We start from the raw sequence: 18,669 nt of genomic DNA, 5'->3' as shown, positions 1-18,669 counted from the left end.
ATTTCGAAGGGGTTGGTTCTGATAACAAAAAGCCCCGCAAATGCGAGGCTCATTTCTAAAGGGCATAACTTTGCAGTTTAAACGGCTTTGTAGATAACTTTGTTGCCTGCAAGTTGCTCTTTAGCTACTAGGTTTTCTTCTAGTAGTTTTTTCAGTGCGCCAGTTGCCCAAGATGCAGCCTTAGCTTCTTCTTGACCAGCAGCTAGGCCGATACCTTTAGGGTTAATACCTTCAGCGTTGCTCGCGACAATGTCTAGAACTTGTTGCTGTTTAGGCGTTAGCGCTACGTCAGTGCTTTTAGCCACAGCTTTTGCCACTGCCGGCTTTTCTGCTGTTGTTTTTGCAGCCACAGTCTTCTTTACTGCTGGTTTTGCTTTTTTTGGAGCTGCAGTGTTTGCAACTGTCGCTTTAATGCGCTTTTGCAGTTTCATCTGCACGTTACGCTTATGAGCAAGTCTCATCGAGTATGTCTCCATTTCACTGCAATCACTGCAGTGGTGAAAATTTGAAGCGCGTTTTATACCAAAAATTTGTATAGATTTGTAGAGTATCGGCAACTTTATGGGGCAAAAATGCGCACAACGGCGGCTAGAGTCTACAATTTATACAGTAAGTGATATTTGTACTGAATAAATAAACAGAGGTCTCGGTTGAATATAGCCGTAGCAAAAAATGCAAACTCTACACCTTTCCAATCAGCTGATTAAAGTTAATCCTTTCTCCAATAAGTTCGTACTTTTTGCTGCCATTCTGCTCATTTCTACCGTAGTATTTCTATCTCCAGATCTTCCCCTCGCGTTGATGATCATTGGGTGTGGAGCATTCATTATCACCCTGTGTCATATCCTTATCTTGAAAAGCACCGTCAGCTACACATTGACCTCAACGCATTTTCAGCAGCACCTTTACAAAGGTGGCTGGGTCGTTAAGTGGAGCAACATCAGCAAAATCGGAATATGTTGCTGTGATTCAGAGGGTTGGCAGCAGCCTTTGCCTTGGATTGGAATTAAGCTAAAACACTACGAACCATACTTGGATGGCATTTGTCCTCGTATCGCCACCGAAGTATTGCTCAGCCAACGTGCCTTACTGTATTTGGGCCTCAAACAACAGCACCGAGAAACGCAATTTGAAGACGTGGTGCTCGATTCACACCCCTACACTAGCCGTGATGGCTTTCGTTACTCCGGGCTATTGGCAATGCTGGCCAACCGGATGAGACACCAACGGCAAAGTTACGATTACGATGTGTTTATATCAGCGAATGATTTGGATAGGAGTGCTGAGGAATTTGTTGGACTAGCTCGACGCTACCTTGCAGCTGCCGAGCCAGAATCACAAGAGCAGATGAAAGGTTAGTAAAGCGGCATTTCATCAGCGACAAAAGGATTAGAAGCACGTTCGCGGCCAAACGTTGATTCTGGCCCATGCCCTGGTACAAAACGTACATCGTTGCCTAATGGCCATAACTTAGTTTTGATTGAATTAATCAGGGTATCAAAGTCGCCCTGAGGGAAATCAGTACGACCAACACTACCGTTAAATAGCACATCACCGACAAAAGCTAATTGCGCTTCTTTACTGAACAGTACCACATGACCAGGGGTATGGCCTGGAGTATGAAGTACATCTAAAACTTGATGACCAAATGAAACTTGATCGCCATCGTTTAGCCACTGATTTGGCTCAAAAGCTTCAGTTAATGGGAAACCAAACATTTGGCTTTGACTTTCAAGGCCTTGAAGCCAGAAGTTGTCCGCTTTGTGTGGGCCAACAATATTTACGCCACCCAAAGTTTCAGCCAAAGGCTCTGTTCCACCTACATGATCAAGGTGGCCATGAGTCAGAACTAAGTTAACTACCTTAACTCCAAGCTCTTTAATCAACATTGCAAGTTGCTTTACGTCACCACCAGGATCAACGACAACGCCTTCCATGGTTTCATCACACCAAACAATAGAGCAATTTTGAGAAAACGACGTCACTGGAACAACTTGATACTTTAGAGACATATCTTAACCTTAAGCCTTATCGAAACTAGGGTGAACTATGACACCACCGCGCAGTGATTACAATCTTAGCAAGTGGTTATGCCCAGTTTCGTACCGGTCCAGTATCGATATGGATAAAGTTACTCCCTGGATAGTAACCCACTCCACCCGCTTTCAGCTCGATAGCAGCATCACGCAGTTGCTTTAGGTCAACGCCTTCTACTCGAAAGTCAATGGCTTGTCCCAACATGTGGAAGCTCTTTTTTGCCACGCCATTTGACTGGCTACGTAGCGCTTCATTGGTTGCTGGAGAACGGTACCCCGAAATGATTTGAACTTCATTAGATGTGCCAATCATTGATTGTATTTGGCTAATGTTGTCGAATAAGCGCTTGTCCATTGGATGAACTTCATTGCGGCGAAAATCTCGGCAAATGTGGTCCAGTCTAGCTAACTCGGCTTCAAGATATTGGTGACCGTTAAAATATTGAGTCTCTAATGTCTCGCCAGTATGTAGGTTATTCATTGCAAGCTCACGAGGCTTATCTGGATAGCCTGCTTGAGCAAGACGAGGAAGACCTGACGCTACAACTAAACCGCTACCCGCTAACTTAATGAAATGACGACGAGATACCTGCACTCTACTGACCTTTGAACGTTGATTTATGGACCGGAAGCGGACACTACCGGACTATTTTGACAAGTTCAAATGCATAAAGTGTGCTCAAAGCGGCAAATACACCAGTGACTGGCGCTTAATTATTGAGCAGAAAAGAAAAATAAATTTGTCAGTAAAAATGTCAGAATTGTGCAAATATCAAACAATCGGCTAACTCTTACCGTTGTTGTGCGCTACGTTGTCGTAGCGGTAAACATCATCACGGTAGTGAATTTCTCCCGACTCAAACCATACGGTTTGATAAATAATATGGACTGGGATACGTCGCTTAAGAGGAATGGCTTTGTTGGTGTCTTGGCTACTTTCAGCAATGACTAACTCATCAAGCCCTTGGTTTTCTAGCAGTACAGTAGCAAATTGATCTGCCTTTTCTACGCGAACACACCCTGAGCTAAACGCTCGCGTTTCTTCATCAAACAGATGTTTGCTGGGAGTATCGTGCAAGAAAATTGCTCGTCGATTTGGGGTATTAAATTTATACAGTCCCAATGCATTGCTTGTACCCGATTGTTGTCGCATTTTGTATGGGAATGTTTTGGGATTAACACTGGACCAATCAATTTCTTCAGCACTTACAGGGCTGTCGGCATTCCAGCGTTTCACAATATCTATCTTGTTCTTAGTTAAGTAATTATTGTCGAGCTTAACCTGTGGAAGAATGTCTTCGACCATAATCTTACGCGGCACATTCCAAGTGGGGTTCAATATAAGAGAATCGAGCTTGGTGGCCATAAGAGGTGTTTTGCGTGACGTCTTACCTACCACAACTTTCGACTCAAACACGGCTTCCCCCGAATACCAATACTTCATATCGAAGCTAGGAACATTGACGAGAATGATCGTCTCTCTCTGAATTGGCCAGATTCGCGAGCGCTCAGCATTAAGCGCCAACATCGATAAACGATCCTCCGCACTGAGGTTTAGCCACTTGATCGTCGCGGGCCCAATAATTCCATCTACCGTTAGGCCATGTAACCGCTGAAAGGCTTTTACAGGCTCAGTCAAACTCGCATCGAACCAAGACACATCACTGCGCACTTTGCTTATATCAATATCGACGAGTGCTAAGCGTTTAACCAGAGTGTCTCGATCACTGAGCTTATCCCCTGTCTTGGCCAGCCCGCGTTGACGATAAGCTGGTATCTCTTCTCGATGGACAGAGCGAAGATGTTGATAGGATTTCGTGAGCTGAATGTAACCTTGGGTCGTAGGGGTAAAAGTGTCGAGTAACTCGTCTAACTGCTGCAACTCAATCGCGACAAACAGCGACAGCACCGAATCTCGGCTTGGCTCTGGAAGATAGTTAAGTGACTGACCTTGAAAAAACCAAGCTTCTCCTAAGCTAGGGGCTTGCTGTGCATAACTCATGTAAAGCAAGGTCGTATCTGTGGCCAACAAGTCGTATTCAAACCAGCGGTTCTGCTGTCGAAACTGACGTAGATGTTTAAGCTGCCTAACAAACAAAGGGCTAAAGCCAGCTCTCTGAATCATCTCTAGTTTCAGCTCCAACTGTTGGCTTTGTTCTAAATCGAACCAAATCAGTTGGTCGTCATTTTCTTGGTAAACACGAGAAACAAGCTCTGGGTATTGAATAAGCGAAACGACTTCAGAGTCCGATTCAAGCCAAGTCAGTTGCTCAAATCGCTCTAACGCCCATACCTTGGTCGATAAGATGGAGATCGGTAAGATTAATGTTGAAATTAAGAGCAATCGCCACGCTTTCATCTACACACTCATTTCCCTGCTTCACTGTAAAATAAAGTATGGCAGAGAAATGAGTTTTCGTCGGACTAATCAACGCGAGAAAGTAGTTCAGAGCTAGATAGCAGACCAGTGATTGTCCCACTGGATATTGCTGTTAATTGACGTATTTTCAGAGGGATACTTATCGGTAATTACGTTTCCGGAGCCCGAACTCACAAGAAAGTGGTTATTGCTAACCACCACTCCTGATGCATCTGATAAAGAAGACAGTTCTACAAGCTTTCTTGTTTGTTTAGACCAGATGCCATAACAGTTCCCTCTCGGAGAAGTGGCTAAAATCCACTCATCGGTCGCGGCAATACTCGCAATATAATGATTAAAACGTGCCCACTGTTCTGGGTCGGCCTCTAACTCAAGCATTTTGCTTCCGCGAGTATGCATCGCCAATAACGAAGGGGATTCTTCCGGTTCACCACGATATTGTTGACCACAGAGCACCGTCTCACTGCCGTCGTGAGCTAAGTGACGAATACTCAATTGATGGTCTGTAAGCCCAACTTGGTCGATAAGCTCTCCCTCTGAAGACAGGTAACTCAAGCTTGGCGACATCGAATCTAAGTTAAGTGGCCTCCTACCTTTGGTATGAACTCCTCCTACCCCTGTCGCCAATGAATCATCTGGCATCACAATCACTTCATGTGGGCCTAAGCCAAAGCCACTGAATTCAGCAACCTTTTCGTAGCCAGATAGGACATCGTAAACCCCGATAATACCTTTACTGGTTCCTCGTTCACCTTCTGTCGCGTATAACCAATTGCCATCATTCGAGTAGACACCATGTCCATAGAAGTGACGCGTTGGTATTGCCGAAGACAGTTTTACTATCTCACCAGAGGTATAATCAAATACCATAAAGAAGGTACCTGGCCGCCTAGCAAACACAACAGCGTGATTGAAACGAGTATTGGTTGCCACACCGTGACCACGTTCGGGTAATGGCAATTTTCTAATTGGTAAACCGTAGTCGTCTGCGACAACTGCACTGTATTGGTCACGACCAGAAATGGAACAACCGATCAGCGCGGGTACTTGAGAGCGTTCGGTCGACGCACATCCAAAAGGAAGTATCGGACTCGCTGCTCCGAAAAGGGCAGCTTTTAGTAGTTTACGCCTTGCTTTATCAGTCACCATCAGTTGCATTAAACCCTATAACAACGCCAAGCTCGATAGCCACTTCTTCATGAATGAAGTACTGTAGCTGTTCAAGCTTGTTGTACTGAGACATCACAGTTCTATAACCGTCTTTCGTTTGCAGCAAATCGAATAAACTCGAGTCTGTCGGCCATGTATCTTTGATCAAGGAAAACTGGTTCTGAATACTATCAGCTAAAACAACTTTCCCTCTTTGCCTTAATCGTGCGTCCAGCCCTTTCCCATCGGCTAAATACAAAGCTTCCATTGCTTTCACGTTGTTTAGTAAATTGCTCATGGAAGAACGTGAACGCCAAGACTCTGCAAAATAAGGCCGCGGCTGACCAATTTTCGCCATTGGTCGACTCAACTTCTTCATGCTGTAATCAAGTTGATTGGTCAACAAAGCAATATACTCGCTATCCCACGCTTTTTGGTCTAGCCCCACCCAAGGGTTCGAGTTCCACGCTGCTGATATGGAATGGGCATTATTGGCAAGATTTTGTGAAATTGCATACCCAGTCTGACATACCTGTTTACTGTTGGCTAAAGATGACTGCTCGTCATACAACAACCACTCAATCGCTCCAAGCCCCTGAACTGTGACGCTTTGCTCAGCGATATCACTCGGCGACCAAGGTTGAGTCGATGAGGTCAAGGCCTGCATTTTTCTGCCTGTCGTGTTCTTCTTGTCCGGCCAAAACTGCACATTCCAACTTTGTTCAAGCGCCTTCGAAGGGCCTCGCTCTTGTCCCTGAAGCGCCATCCACATCGTCATTGCAGCGTGCCAGTCGGTTTTTAACTGAGCAAGTTCAACTTCTCCATTACAGTAAGATTGGAATGTTTGGCTAAGTTCCTCTGCTTTAGTATCAAAATTAGCTGCCGCCACAAATTCGACTTGATATACCGCTTGGCTAATGTGATTGGTTTGCTGAGCGACACTCTCTACCGCTTTCGCCTCACTCGCTGTTTGGCAAGCAGCCAGAGAAAGTACGCTAGCGACTGCGACAGACAGTTTATAAATATTCATTCCACTTCCTTTCCTAAGTTGCTTAAAGGTGGTAACCGCTTAAGCCAAAATTGTTTAAGGTTTCAATGTGTAATAACAGCCTAATAGAATCAGCACTATAAAGAGTTGAGGAATGCAATCAGAGCATCTCGCTCATTCACACTAAACTGAAGCACACCTTGTTTAGCAGATTCAGCTTCTCCTCCATGCCAAAGCACTGCCTCAAGCAAGTTTCTAGCGCGGCCATCGTGCAAGAAGTAAGTATGACCATTCACTTCCTCTGTGTAGCCAATCCCCCACAATGGAGCCGTTCTCCATTCACGACCATTTGCTAAGTATTCTGGCCTGTTGTCGGCTAAGCCTTCCCCCATATCATGCAATAGCAGATCGGTATATGGGTGAATCAACTGTTCAGACAGCGCGGGAAGTTCAGGTCTTTTTGCCGTTTTAATATTGGTCTTATGACAGCTATCGCAACCCACTTTAGTAAACAACGTCTTACCTAGTTGCACCGCTGGGTCTTCAGTATTTCGGCGAATAGGCACCGCAAGATGCTGTGAGTAAAACTCAACAAAGTCTAAAATATTATCGCTTACTTCAGGCGTACCACCATTTGGAAGGTCAGCACAAATCGATTGTTTAGATGTGCAGTTTTCCTTCGGAAACAAACGGCTTGTTAGGCCAACATCGCCATTAAATGCGGCGGCGTTTTGCTGCATAAGATTAGGTTGCCCCGCTTTCCATCCGAACCGACCCAGTGCGAATTGGTTCGCTTGAACATCCCAGACTTTATTAGCCTTACCCGAAACTGCACCACCTTCTGCGGCTTGCTCTTTCTCCCATCTAAGAATGGTTTCCTCTGGGACACTTTCTAGCAGTCCAAGACCTATCATAGGGGGCGCTACTCGTGCCGAAAATTGCGTGTCTGGATGCATTTCACCATAGCCCAGATCGGTAATAGCTAAATGAGGTTTACGCAATACGACTGTGGTCCCATCGGCAAACTCCACAGGCACATCGGTATAGGTAATATTGATTTTTCCTTCTGGCGTCTCATCCGGTAATGAGAAATCCTGTAACTGTCCACCATACGTTGGCTCAGGGATAACGCCATCTTTAATATAGGCTTTCTTCTGCTCATCCGTCATCGCTGGGATGCTCAGCCTCACTAGCATAGAAACTGCGTGAATGTCATTCGCTTCTGGAGGGTGTCCTCTACCATCTTTGATGTGGCAGTTCTGACAACCATTAGTATTGAAAAGAGGCCCTAATCCATCACGTGCATCCGTTGAAGCAGGGGCCTGAACCCAAGGATTTCGGAAAAAGCTGTTGCCTACACTGAAGTCCAGCCTCTTGCTCATCGGCAAGTTGGCCGCAGATAAAGAGTATGCGTTCGGGCCATTTTTCTTAACGCTTGTACCACCACCAGATTTGATATCGTTGGCGTGGAGACTTGTAGATAGGATTGCTAATAAGGTAACTGCGATTTGGGACTTCATACCACTGCTCTTCTTGGTAATGTGTATATTGGCAAAACAAATATGGTTGTTGCGGGCAAAACGCCTACAAACAGCAAAAGGGCTCAATGAGCCCTTTATTTATATGGGTATTATTTTTTAAAATTCGTGATCAGCTGTATCTGGGTTCAAGCTGTCGATACCAATAATTGAAGCCGCGCGCTCAATTGATGACGTTTGAGCCACAAGCGACATGATGGTCTCATTCACCAGCGCATTACCTTGCGCATTGCCAGCAGCGATCAGTTGATCAAAATGCTGATTGTTTTTCTCTGCAGACGTCACTAGCTGACCAACTTGCGTACGAGTCACATCAAACTGTTTCTGGATCTCTTTTGCCGCTTGCTTGTCTTTCTGAGCAACGAGATCGTGGATACTTGGACCAGACAGCAGCTCTCCGTTTTCACGCACGTATAGGCCAGTGTAAACGTTGTAGATTCCCTGCTCGTTGTAGTAATGAGAATTGTGTGTGTTATCCGAGAAACAATCGTGCTCATCTTCTGTTGAGTTTGCTTCCAGCGCAACTTTCATGCGCTCACCAGCAAGCTCACCTAAAGACAATGAACCCATGCCAAATAGCATTTTACGTAGGCCATTTTCCGCGCTGTCGTTAAGAAGCTCTTGGCGGTAGTTTCCTGCTTCAGAGGCAGACCATTGCTTTTCCATCCATTCCAAGTCTTGAACAAGTAGATCCGCGGCTGCTTGTAGGTATTCACCACGACGTTCACAGTTACCGTTGGTACAGCCTTTGCCGACGACAAAATCTGTGTACGCACGTTCGCCAGCACCAGCATTAGTGCCATTTAGATCTTGTCCCCAAAGAAGGAACTCAATCGCGTGATAACCTGAAGCAACGTTCGCTTCTGAACCACCAACTTCATTCAGGTCTGCAATTAGCTCAGGCGTAATTTTTGCTGTATCAAGAGTCGTCGCACCGATAGTGATTTTTTCGTTTGCAACAATGTTCGCACTTGCACCTTCGTTACCCAATTCATATTGATAGTCAGCCGCTACGTAATCGATCAAACCTTCGTCCAGAGGCCAAGCATTCAGCTGCCCTTCCCAGTCATCAACCACTGCGTTACCAAAACGGAAAACTTCAGATTGTTGGTACGGTACGCGAGAGTCTAGCCAAGCTTGTTTCACTTCCGCTAGGCTCTTCTCTGATGGGTTTGAAAGGAAAGCATCGATTGATTTGTCAAGCGTTTTTGCTGTTGTCAGAGCATCCGCAAAAACGGCGTGAGCGAGGTCTGCGTAATGCTCGACTACCTGATCCTGAGTAACAGTTGCAGAGAATGATGCACCACTGACAACTACTGCGGAGGCAGCTATAGAGCGAACGAGCAAAGTTTTTACATTCATGAAAAGCGTCCTTGTTGAGCTTAAATACCACTTACTTTATTGCTAGTGCTAATTATTATCATTTGCACTATTTGTTCGAGATAATACAAATTTACAATTTTTTTGCAAGCCACAAACAAAAAAACCTCACAGAAGTGAGGTTTTTATCAACAATAGGACGAAATATTTCTATAACTTCAGGTTATGCTTCCCGTGAGAGACTTTTGCTTGCAGGTAACTTTCGTTGCCATGCTTAATATGAGCAGAAGTATTCACCACTTCAACAATCTCAATGCCGTTCTCTTTCAGTTCTTTGACCTTTTTAGGGTTATTGGTTACTAAACGGATTTGCTTAACACCCAACGCATCAAGCATTTGTGCTGCTTCAGTGAAGTCTCGAAGATCATCACCAAAGCCCAAATGGTTGTTCGCTTCATAGGTATTCATCCCTTCACTTTGTAGCCTGTAAGCGTCAATTTTATTGTAAAGGCCAATGCCACGCCCTTCTTGACGTAAGTACAAAATAATACCGCCGTGCTCGCCCATCTTATTGATGGTTTCTTCTAATTGCTCGCCGCAATCACAACGAGAGGAATGGAAAACATCACCAGTTAGGCACTCTGAGTGCATACGGACTAAAGGGGCGTCCCCTTGAAGATCAGCTTGCTTGAAAATGACCGCAACGTGTTCTTTGTCGGTTTTTAAATCGCTAAAAGAAAGGATTTCGGCGTCAATGTTACTCTTTGCACCGACTTTTAGATCCACTCTGGCTCGAACTTCCGCCATATTAAATACTCACTTGAATTCTGACTTATCGAGGCTAACTACTCTTCACCCATGAGACACTCAACGTCTGAGTGGTAGCATCCTCTTATATTGATAATATACACGCTAATACTTGCTGATAGTTACTATTGGGGCAACTACACCGTTTTTCAACGTTTTAGTCATAATAGCAAATTGTTATATTATAACAATACATTCTTCAGGCATAAAAAAACCTTAACTGATTCAGCCAGCTAAGGTTCCACGTTTTCTTTATAAATCAATGCTTCTGATTAACTTTCCATACGGAGAGTTCAACCCAAACGGTTTCAAGCTCCCTTAACTCTTCTTCAGTTAAGAACGACAATGTTGGCTTTGTATGTGGCAAAGCGTTTCTTTGTAGCAAGTTAAGCCTCGCATAGAAGTCCTTCTTTAACTGAGAAATTAAGGATTCCACTACTTTTTCCTATAACGTTCAATGTTTAAGCATTCTTTTTTGCAAGAATAACACATTAGATACTTGCTTCACCTCAAGCATCAGGTTGTGGAATGGTTATCACACACCAAAGCGTATTTTTGACTTAAAACTTGTTGAAAACTCACATTATTTCTGAGCGCTATCATGCTGCCCTTCTCAGCTAATACTTGCGTAATATGCTAAAAACAGAAAAAGCAGCTCAATTCGCTGCTTTTTCCTAAGTTAACTTCGGTAGCCCAATTGCACTAGGCCTTCAGAGTCAAACCATAGCGCCTGCTTTCTGCGTCTCGCAATGAGGATAGGCCCATCATCGTAAAACAAAAAGTTTTTCCAATGCTTTCTAAAGATCGACCACTTTGTTTCTATGACATTGTATTTTTCATAGCAGAAGTACACAGTCACATCATCTTGCCAATCCAAATGGTTGAGTACTTCTTCTGGGAGGCCTAACTCATCATCTTCCCAGTTTGCCATCCAATCGACACTGTCTGGCCAATTACTTTCTTTACTCGGCCAATCAGACGAACTGAATCTTTCGCTGTCAGGGCTTTGTGCACTAATGTTCTCTTTCCATAGCTGTGCAGCTCTTGCCTCACTCATCGGTTTTATCTGAGCGAGGTCGTGCTCAGGAATAGGCATAGATTGGTGAGTAAAAATCCATTTTCTTTGGTATTCATCCAAAGGCAAATACGACATTCATTTTCCTCATTAAGCTTTAAGCCAACCTTTCAAGGTCGCCTCTTCTATCATTTGTTGTGCTTTTTCCCATAACGCTGTAGATCCGTCACCGATACGACTATTCACTGAAATAGCCTGTTGACGAGTGACGCCATGCTCTTGCCAACTCTGGCCCTGGTTATGGTAGTTCAATAGCATTGGGATAATTCTATCTAGAGCTTTGGCAAATTTCGCATCATTGGTTTTAGCAGACTCAAATTCCAACCATAGCGCTTTTAGCTCTTCAGCTTGGTCGTGTGGTAGCAGCCCAAACAAGCGTTTCGCCGCAGCCAGTTCTTTCTCTTCTTGCTGCTCGGAAGCAACAGTATCGTATACAAACGTATCTCCTGCATCTATCTCAACAATGTCATGCAGAAGTAGCATTTTTACCACTCGAGACACATCGACTGGTTGATTGGCGTGTTCTGACATTAACACTGCCATCAATGCTACATGCCAGCTGTGCTCAGCACTATTTTCTAATCGCTTATCGGCACTCTTAACCCGTGTTCGACGCAGTACTGATTTCAGTTGATCAAGCTCGATGACTAAAGATAGTTGTTGCTCTAGGCGATCGTTCATCTTACAGCCTCTTTCCAGTTAGGGTTAATCATGGAAGTTAGAACGTGATCTTGCCAAGCTCCATTGATCAACAAGTAGTCCTTAGCAAATCCTTCTTTGCTGAAACCGACCTTTTTCAATACCGACGCACTACGCTCATTATTAGGCATGTACCCTGCCGATATTCGATGCATGTTCTGAATAGAAAACATATAGTTCACAGCAAGTTTCAGAGCTCTGGTCATCACTCCCCTACCTTGCGCCTCTGCGTCAAGAGAATACCCGACATTACATGAATGCAACGGAAAGCGGGTTAAATTGCTAAAGGAAATTGTACCTAACATCTGCTTGCTGCTTGAATCGATAATCAGCAAATAGTAACCAAGCCCTAACCCATGAAGCTCGTGCAGTTTAATCAGTTTCTGCGCCCAACCGGATACGCTATAAAATGCGGCCTCTCGCCTAGGTTCCCAAACTTTTAGGTGTTCTTTGTTCCGATTGAAGTAACCTGCGATCAAATCTGCATCTGTCACTTCTGCAGTACGAAGCAAAACGTCACCATCTACTTCGTACACCTGTCTAGGTGTGCTCACCTTTTCCATGTTTGCTCTTACCTACTGTTTACTCAACTCGACGTTCTCGGATAACGTGCCTGTTTATGCGTAAACCTTTACGCATTAATTTTTGCGTATGTTGTAATCACGCAGTTTATTAGCAATCGAGGTATGAGAAACGTTCAAACGCTTAGCAAGTTTACGACTTGAAGGGAACGACTGGTATAGCTTTTCAAGAACCTGAGATTCATAATCTTTCATGATCTCATCAAGCGAACCATCTAAATTCAGGTTCGCCATTCCCGAACCCACACTTTCCAACTGAGGTAAATGGAACAGAGAAACGTCGAGCTCACTGCCCTGAAGCTCTGTTAATGCTCTAAGCACCATGTTGTCTAACTGGCGCATATTGCCCGGCCACGGGTAGTTCCCAAGCTGATCAATCAATTCTTCTGAAAAACGAGGCTTGTCCATACCTAGCTGATTTGCGTATTTTGCAATGAATAAGTCAAGTAAAGGCACTAGATCATTCGTTCGCTCGCGCAAAGGAGGGATACGCAGCGTTAACACATTCAAGCGATAGAATAAGTCTTCGCGGAAAGCACCAGATTCAGATAGCTCAGCCAGTTTATGACGAGTAGAAGCAATCACACGTACATCGACATGCATTTCATGTTCTTCGCCCACGCGTCTAAATGTACCATCTTGCAAAAAGCGCAGTAGCTTAATCTGCAGGTGGGCACTCATTTCACCGATCTCATCGAGAAACACGGTGCCGCCATCCGCTTGTTCGAAAATACCCTTATGCCCTTGCTCATGATTGAATGAGCCAGGCGCATGGCCAAACAACTCTGTTTCCGCCACATCATCTGGCATAGATGCGCAGCTGAGTACCAAGAATGGATTTGCCGCACGGCCTGAACGATTATGACAAGCCTTCGCTAGCATTTCCTTACCCGTTCCCGTTTCCCCTTCGATAAGTAAAGGTTGGTCGAGCATTGCAAGCTTTTTCGCTTGGCTTATCAGGGCCTTATGCCTATTTGACACACCCACAAAGTGCTCAAAGCCCAAATCATTATTGATCGGTAAGCTGTCATCGAACACGTTATTGCTACTACCAGAGCGAATGATCATTACCGTACTTGCTAGGGTCGATTCTTTAGATTCGCCAGTAATATAAACTGGCATCAACTCCATTGCGTAGTCCAGCCCATCTATCACAATGTTTTCACGTTGACGAATGGTGTTGCCTTCATCCCATTTGGTGAAGTTGAAGCTCGGCAGTAATGATGAGATTGGTTGTCCAATGATGTCCTCGTTAGACATATTGAACAGGTCTAGAGCCGCGTGGTTCGCGAGGTCGACCCCGCCTTTCAAATCAATAGCTAACACAGGGTCTGGAAGGTTGTTTAACAGTGAGATTAGCTCGGTGTTATGCCTTTCCATAGGCATAAATTGAATCTTCCGAACGTCTTTAACACCAGAGATTCTGCGGATCTCGGCCATCAACTCACTGAAAGTATCGAAATCAATATCAGGACAATTGAGATAAATTATGCCCGTTACATCGATCTCGATACCTCTTAGATCGATACTTTTTGAAGCTAGGATGTCGAGGAGCTCTCGAGTCAGGCCCAGTCTATCTTCACAAAAAACTTCTAGACGCACTTAAAATCCCTAATTTGAAAGTGTCAGGAAAAGTTGACACTAGTTTCGCTCATGCCCCCTAGTGCGTCAAGAAATCAAATGCTATGTCATTCACAAATGGTGTTATTTTGCGCTTAAGTCCTTCACTTCGCTGTAATTGCCGCAACCTTGGCTAAGATCTGCTTACGAATCGCACCCAACCTTACCGCGCGCTCTTGGTTCCATGGAATCGGCCTCAACAGGGACATAGCTTTTAGCCCTAATCTAGCTGTCAAGATACCCACGCCGAGCCCTTGTCCGGCACGAGCAGACACCTTGCCAGCCAAGTCCATCGACATCAAATCCATACTGGCATCAACAGCTAGCTCGCTAGCCCCTGCAGCGGCCATATTGATAAGTACCGCTTTAAATAGCTTTAATCGCGACCAATAACCGAGCTCAATACCGTAAATATCCGCCAACGAATCGATCATCTTGAAGTTTCGCCATGCCACCAGCAACATGTCCGCCGTTGCTAATGGGCTAATCGCCACCAGTGCCGCAGATTCCGTTGCATGCCTAGACACGATTTTGGTTGCCCGCTCATCTTGCTCTGCTAACACCATGGCATCGTACATTTCTAAAATTTCAGCATCACTATGAGATGAGTTGATGCTATTTTTCCAACGGTCGAAGTAGGCTGATTCTTCTTTGACACCACTCTGCTTAGCTATTTCGATGCAGAATGCTTCACCTTTGCCAACGCTATCACTTTTCAGTAGCTTTTCGCTGTGCTCCTGAACACTAAAGTGATTACGTAGGGTTCGAAGTTTCCACAGTTCTTTACCAATGGCCCCGATACCCAAGGAAGCCAATACACTAATAAAACCAGCCCACCCGAGTGCCAGCCAATCTCCAGTTTGAACTGAAGTAATGACTGTATCAATCGCCTGCCAACCAACTAAACCTGCAAAAGCAGTCACCAACCCCGTCGCAAGCCACTTCTTTCCTTTGCTAGGTCGTATTACGTTTTCCAGCGTTTGTTCTGGTTGGGAGTCTTCGGCAGTTACTTCAACTTCGACGGGAACAAATGTCGAAGACTGTTCAAACTGCATCTGCGCGGTGAGCTCTTTATCGCTTTTTTGCGGTGATTGTTCTAGCGGTTGTTCGAATACTTGTTTGGTTTTGAACTCACTCATTTCAACTTATCTCCAATCAAATACTCTAGTGCTTTATCTACTCGTATATGTTTCATCGGCTCATCAATGGAGCCTGGCATTGGCCGAAATGCAGTGAACTCAAACCCATTGTTTTGCCAATATTCTTTGCTCGGTAGTTTACTAGGGACTTCCCCAGGAAAAACCGTGAGTGCATCCCCAGTTAAAGTTTCGCCTTGCAGCGCAGGGACAGTGTTATCACCAGTAGAAATGAAACCGGCTTGAGTGGCTTGGATAGAAGCCATACTAATGCAGCTCATGTCGATATTCTCGAATGCTGCTGTTTGCCAAGCAGGATGAACCATCTGCTGTAGCAAACTGACCAAGTTTGGATGTTGCTCCGGCGTCACGTGATCAGCTTTAGTGGCGGCAAACAATACCTTGTCGATTTTTGGCGCAAATAAACGACGCAACACACTGCTTCGCCCATAACTAAAGCTGTGCATAATTTGTTCTAGCGCAGTGCGCATATCATGAAATGAGTCATACCCTGCATTCAGAGGTTGCAAACAATCCACTAGCACAATCTGGCGATCAAAAGTTGAAAAGTGATGTTTATAAAACGCTTTTACCACCTTTTGTTGGTATTCCTGATAACGCGCTTTGAGCATAGCAATGTTGCTGCTTTTCTCGAACTTATCATTACTATCTAATCGACATGGGAAGAATTGTAAAACCGGCGCTCCAGCTAAATCTCCCGGCAACACGAATCGACCAGGCTGGACCCAATGCAAACCTTTGTCTTTGCAACGGTGTAAGTATTCGGTGTACAAGCCCGATATTTGTTCGAGCTTTTTCTCATCAAGTGATGAGTTAAGATCTAACTTGTCTAACTCGGTCAGCCATTCTTTAGCCAATTGCGACCTTTCACCCTCTAGAGCTTTAAACTGGCTTTCTGACCAAGTATGAAAGTCCATATCAAGCAAAGGAAGATCTAGGAGCCACTCACCCGGGTAATCGATGATATCGACGTAAAGAGTTGAATCACTGCCCAACAGCTTTTTGGTACGTTTCTTCGGTTTGTATTTAATCGCGAGGCGAATTTCGCTCACATCACGTGTTGGTTCAGGCCATTGCGCTGGAAAGTCATGGATTTGCCCCATGGCTTCATCGTAAGCAAACCTTGGCACCATCATATTAAGTTGAGGCACACGTTTAGCACCAACAATACGCTTGTCTCGTGCAGCAGAAAGTAACGGCAAGCTGTCGTGGGTTGAAGTATGAAGTAACTGATTAACCATAGAAGTGATGTAAGCCGTTTTACCCGCGCGAGACAAGCCGGTAACGGCAATTCGCACATGCGAATCTAAGCTACGGTGGATAAAGTCATTAACTTCTTTGGTGATCTTCTTCATTAAGTCTCTCTCATATCTTTCAGAGCCTACAAACTAACTGAATCAATATTAATACTAGATGAACGAAAAAGCCCCTGATAAAAATCAGAGGCTTGCGGTAATTTCTACGATTGAGCGGTAGGCTCACTTTAATCGTCTTCAATCAACTTGTAGATAACAAATAGAGCAATCTCGATTAAAACGAATAGTGCACAAGTGATGGTGACATACTTTTCATTAAAGATACTGATACCATGAAGAATCAAGTCATAGCCAACAAAAGCACCAATCACCACTGCAATGATGATCTGTAAGATTTGAATAAACCTTGGCATTTTAGCTCCTAGCGTTGTAATTATTAGTCCAGTATACAAAGTGCAGCTTTCGCTGCACTTATGTCAATGATTAGATAATAAAATCAGGCTTTTCTCACAGTCTTTACATAGAGGCTCAGAAGTAATTACTGCTCTGCTTCGGCAATTTTCACTTTCCACGTGTCAGGGCCGATTTGGTGTGCGTTTGCACCCGTTGAATCAACCGCAACCGTTACTGGCATGTCTTCAACTTCAAACTCGTAAATTGCTTCCATACCAAGATCTTCAAACGCAACAACACGTGCTTTCTTGATTGCTTTTGCTACTAGGTAAGCTGCGCCACCTACAGCCATCAGGTAAACCGCTTTGTGCTCTTTGATTGATTCAACCGTAGCAGGACCACGTTCCGCTTTACCGATCATACCCATGATGCCAGTTTCGTTTAGCATCATGTCGGTGAACTTATCCATACGCGTTGACGTTGTTGGACCCGCAGGACCTACCGCTTCATCGCCTACTGCATCCACAGGACCTACGTAATAGATAAACTTGCCTTTAAAGTCGACACCTTTAGGCAGGCCTTCACCGCTTTCAAGCATACCTTGAATACGCTTATGCGCTGCATCACGGCCCGTTAGGATTTTGCCTGATAGAAGAACCGTTTCACCAGTCTTCCATTCTTGAACGTCTTCCTTAGTCACTTCATCAAGGTTAACACGGCGTGTATTTGCGCCCGCTTCCCAAGTGATGTCTGGCCACTCTTCTAGCTTAGGTGGCGTTAGCTCTGCAGGGCCACTGCCATCAAGTGTGAAGTGCACGTGACGCGTTGCCGCACAGTTAGGGATTAAACACACAGGCTTAGACGCTGCGTGTGTTGGTGCAGTTTTGATCTTCACATCAACAACGGTAGTTAGACCACCAAGACCTTGTGCACCAATACCTAGTTTGTTTACACGGTTGAAGATGTCTAGACGTAGCTCTTCTTCTGCATTCTCAGGACCTTTTTCGATAAGCTCTTGGATATCGATGTGTTCCATCAAAGATTCTTTCGCTAGTACCGCTGCTTTTTCAGCCGTACCACCGATACCTATGCCTAGCATACCCGGCGGACACCAACCTGCACCCATTGTTGGTAGCGTCTTCTCTACCCACTCTGCAATATCATCAGAAGGGTTGAGCATCACCATCTTAGTTTTGTTCTCTGAACCGCCGCCTTTTGCAGCGATCTGAATTTCAACAGTATCACCTGGTACCATATTGATGTGTACAACTGCTGGCGTATTGTCTTTAGTGTTAATACGCTTACCAGCAGGATCCATCAGGACAGATGCACGCAGTGGGTTATCTGGGTTGTTGTACGCTTGACGAACACCCTCATCAACCATCTGCTGAACCGTCATGTCAGTCGAGTCCCATTTCACACCCATACCGATGTTAACAAAACAAGTGACGATACCAGTATCTTGACAGATCGGGCGATGACCTTCTGCAGACATGCGCGAGTTAATTAGAATCTGCGCCATTGCGTCTTTTGCCGCCTGGCTTTCTTCTTTTTGATAGGCTTTATCTAGGGCTTGAACAAAGTCTAATGGGTGGTAGTAAGAAATATATTGAAGTGCGTCAGCAACACTGCTGATCACGTCCTGCTTGCGAATTACCGTCATTGCATGC

General features: G+C 44.8%; 18 protein-coding genes. 1 reads left to right on the top strand and 17 read right to left on the bottom strand.

The genetic code is table 11. The annotated features are described in order from the left end of the window. Positions 1 to 77: 77 nt before the first annotated feature. On the bottom strand, positions 78 to 461 hold the full coding sequence (locus ACXABW_RS06180) for a MarR family transcriptional regulator (RefSeq protein WP_457524568.1): 384 nt from the start codon (positions 459 to 461) through the stop codon (positions 78 to 80). A 211-nt stretch (positions 462 to 672) separates the two neighbouring features. Here ACXABW_RS06180 and ACXABW_RS06175 point away from each other — a divergent pair, with 211 nt between their 5' ends. Next, positions 673 to 1,359 (top strand): DUF2982 domain-containing protein, encoded by a 687-nt coding sequence (locus tag ACXABW_RS06175; protein ID WP_457524567.1) that lies wholly within the window; start codon positions 673 to 675, stop codon positions 1,357 to 1,359. Here the strand turns inward: ACXABW_RS06175 and ACXABW_RS06170 are convergent. The 16 genes from ACXABW_RS06170 to ACXABW_RS06095 all read right to left on the bottom strand — a co-directional run bounded on the left by ACXABW_RS06170 (position 1,356) and on the right by ACXABW_RS06095 (position 18,662). Beyond that, complete coding sequence (locus ACXABW_RS06170; protein WP_457524565.1) at positions 1,356 to 2,012, bottom strand: MBL fold metallo-hydrolase; 657 nt, start codon at positions 2,010 to 2,012, stop codon at positions 1,356 to 1,358. The two genes, ACXABW_RS06175 and ACXABW_RS06170, sit on opposite strands and share 4 nt — an antisense overlap. A 76-nt stretch (positions 2,013 to 2,088) precedes the next feature. Beyond that, entirely contained in the window at positions 2,089 to 2,631 is a 543-nt protein-coding gene (locus ACXABW_RS06165) for a DUF882 domain-containing protein (protein WP_265686628.1), read from the bottom strand. 189 nt (positions 2,632 to 2,820) lie between these two features. After that, positions 2,821 to 4,395, bottom strand: a complete 1,575-nt coding sequence (locus ACXABW_RS06160) for a L,D-transpeptidase family protein (RefSeq protein ID WP_457524563.1) — start codon at positions 4,393 to 4,395, stop codon at positions 2,821 to 2,823. A 93-nt stretch (positions 4,396 to 4,488) separates the two neighbouring features. Further along, a complete protein-coding gene (locus ACXABW_RS06155; RefSeq protein ID WP_457524562.1) occupies positions 4,489 to 5,574 on the bottom strand; it encodes a DUF1513 domain-containing protein in 1,086 nt (361 codons plus the stop codon). After that, on the bottom strand, positions 5,555 to 6,595 hold the full coding sequence (locus tag ACXABW_RS06150; RefSeq protein ID WP_457524560.1) for an imelysin family protein: 1,041 nt from the start codon (positions 6,593 to 6,595) through the stop codon (positions 5,555 to 5,557). Before ACXABW_RS06150 ends, ACXABW_RS06155 begins: the two co-directional genes overlap by 20 nt. Positions 6,596 to 6,690: 95 nt before the next feature. Then, entirely contained in the window at positions 6,691 to 8,073 is a 1,383-nt protein-coding gene (locus ACXABW_RS06145) for a di-heme oxidoreductase family protein (RefSeq protein WP_457524559.1), read from the bottom strand. A gap of 117 nt (positions 8,074 to 8,190) precedes the next feature. Next, positions 8,191 to 9,453, bottom strand: coding sequence for an imelysin family protein (locus ACXABW_RS06140; protein WP_457524558.1), 1,263 nt, complete (start codon positions 9,451 to 9,453; stop codon positions 8,191 to 8,193). A 168-nt stretch (positions 9,454 to 9,621) separates the two neighbouring features. After that, positions 9,622 to 10,218, bottom strand: coding sequence for a GTP cyclohydrolase II (locus ACXABW_RS06135; protein ID WP_252030481.1), 597 nt, complete (start codon positions 10,216 to 10,218; stop codon positions 9,622 to 9,624). A 679-nt stretch (positions 10,219 to 10,897) separates the two neighbouring features. Next, positions 10,898 to 11,371 carry a DUF2947 domain-containing protein gene (locus ACXABW_RS06130; RefSeq protein ID WP_252030480.1) on the bottom strand — a complete coding sequence of 158 codons (474 nt, stop codon included), beginning with the start codon at positions 11,369 to 11,371 and terminating at the stop codon, positions 10,898 to 10,900. 12 nt (positions 11,372 to 11,383) lie between these two features. Continuing rightward, entirely contained in the window at positions 11,384 to 11,974 is a 591-nt protein-coding gene (locus ACXABW_RS06125) for an HD domain-containing protein (RefSeq protein ID WP_265686617.1), read from the bottom strand. Beyond that, positions 11,971 to 12,555, bottom strand: coding sequence for a GNAT family N-acetyltransferase (locus ACXABW_RS06120; RefSeq protein ID WP_457524556.1), 585 nt, complete (start codon positions 12,553 to 12,555; stop codon positions 11,971 to 11,973). The genes ACXABW_RS06125 and ACXABW_RS06120 overlap by 4 nt, the downstream gene beginning before the upstream one ends. Positions 12,556 to 12,630: 75 nt before the next feature. Beyond that, on the bottom strand, positions 12,631 to 14,175 hold the full coding sequence (gene tyrR, locus ACXABW_RS06115; protein WP_252030477.1) for a transcriptional regulator TyrR: 1,545 nt from the start codon (positions 14,173 to 14,175) through the stop codon (positions 12,631 to 12,633). 122 nt (positions 14,176 to 14,297) lie between these two features. After that, on the bottom strand, positions 14,298 to 15,332 hold the full coding sequence (locus ACXABW_RS06110; protein WP_252030476.1) for a YcjF family protein: 1,035 nt from the start codon (positions 15,330 to 15,332) through the stop codon (positions 14,298 to 14,300). Then, entirely contained in the window at positions 15,329 to 16,705 is a 1,377-nt protein-coding gene (locus ACXABW_RS06105) for a YcjX family protein (RefSeq protein ID WP_457524553.1), read from the bottom strand. The genes ACXABW_RS06110 and ACXABW_RS06105 overlap by 4 nt, the downstream gene beginning before the upstream one ends. A 128-nt stretch (positions 16,706 to 16,833) precedes the next feature. Continuing rightward, complete coding sequence (locus tag ACXABW_RS06100) at positions 16,834 to 17,019, bottom strand: hypothetical protein (RefSeq protein WP_252030474.1); 186 nt, start codon at positions 17,017 to 17,019, stop codon at positions 16,834 to 16,836. 125 nt (positions 17,020 to 17,144) lie between these two features. Then, the gene (locus ACXABW_RS06095; RefSeq protein WP_252030473.1) at positions 17,145 to 18,662 is read right to left on the bottom strand and encodes a fumarate hydratase; all 1,518 of its coding nucleotides are present in this window, start codon (positions 18,660 to 18,662) and stop codon (positions 17,145 to 17,147) included. Positions 18,663 to 18,669 lie beyond the last annotated feature (7 nt).

The organism is Vibrio paucivorans, from assembly GCF_054053395.1.
This window is presented reverse-complemented; position numbering and strand designations above follow the sequence as displayed.

Bases quoted from the DNA above. Each gene is read 5' to 3' on its own strand.
- ACXABW_RS06180 (WP_457524568.1), bottom strand. From the start codon at position 461: ATGAGACTTGCTCATAAGCGTAACGTGCAGATGAAACTGCAAAAGCGC.
- ACXABW_RS06175 (WP_457524567.1), top strand. From the start codon at position 673: ATGCAAACTCTACACCTTTCCAATCAGCTGATTAAAGTTAATCCTTTC.
- ACXABW_RS06170 (WP_457524565.1), bottom strand. From the start codon at position 2,012: ATGTCTCTAAAGTATCAAGTTGTTCCAGTGACGTCGTTTTCTCAAAAT.
- ACXABW_RS06160 (WP_457524563.1), bottom strand. From the start codon at position 4,395: ATGAAAGCGTGGCGATTGCTCTTAATTTCAACATTAATCTTACCGATC.
- ACXABW_RS06155 (WP_457524562.1), bottom strand. From the start codon at position 5,574: ATGCAACTGATGGTGACTGATAAAGCAAGGCGTAAACTACTAAAAGCT.
- ACXABW_RS06150 (WP_457524560.1), bottom strand. From the start codon at position 6,595: ATGAATATTTATAAACTGTCTGTCGCAGTCGCTAGCGTACTTTCTCTG.
- ACXABW_RS06145 (WP_457524559.1), bottom strand. From the start codon at position 8,073: ATGAAGTCCCAAATCGCAGTTACCTTATTAGCAATCCTATCTACAAGT.
- ACXABW_RS06140 (WP_457524558.1), bottom strand. From the start codon at position 9,453: ATGAATGTAAAAACTTTGCTCGTTCGCTCTATAGCTGCCTCCGCAGTA.
- ACXABW_RS06135 (WP_252030481.1), bottom strand. From the start codon at position 10,218: ATGGCGGAAGTTCGAGCCAGAGTGGATCTAAAAGTCGGTGCAAAGAGT.
- ACXABW_RS06130 (WP_252030480.1), bottom strand. From the start codon at position 11,371: ATGTCGTATTTGCCTTTGGATGAATACCAAAGAAAATGGATTTTTACT.
- ACXABW_RS06125 (WP_265686617.1), bottom strand. From the start codon at position 11,974: ATGAACGATCGCCTAGAGCAACAACTATCTTTAGTCATCGAGCTTGAT.
- ACXABW_RS06120 (WP_457524556.1), bottom strand. From the start codon at position 12,555: ATGGAAAAGGTGAGCACACCTAGACAGGTGTACGAAGTAGATGGTGAC.
- ACXABW_RS06110 (WP_252030476.1), bottom strand. From the start codon at position 15,332: ATGAGTGAGTTCAAAACCAAACAAGTATTCGAACAACCGCTAGAACAA.
- ACXABW_RS06105 (WP_457524553.1), bottom strand. From the start codon at position 16,705: ATGAAGAAGATCACCAAAGAAGTTAATGACTTTATCCACCGTAGCTTA.
- ACXABW_RS06100 (WP_252030474.1), bottom strand. From the start codon at position 17,019: ATGCCAAGGTTTATTCAAATCTTACAGATCATCATTGCAGTGGTGATT.
- ACXABW_RS06095 (WP_252030473.1), bottom strand. From the start codon at position 18,662: ATGACGGTAATTCGCAAGCAGGACGTGATCAGCAGTGTTGCTGACGCA.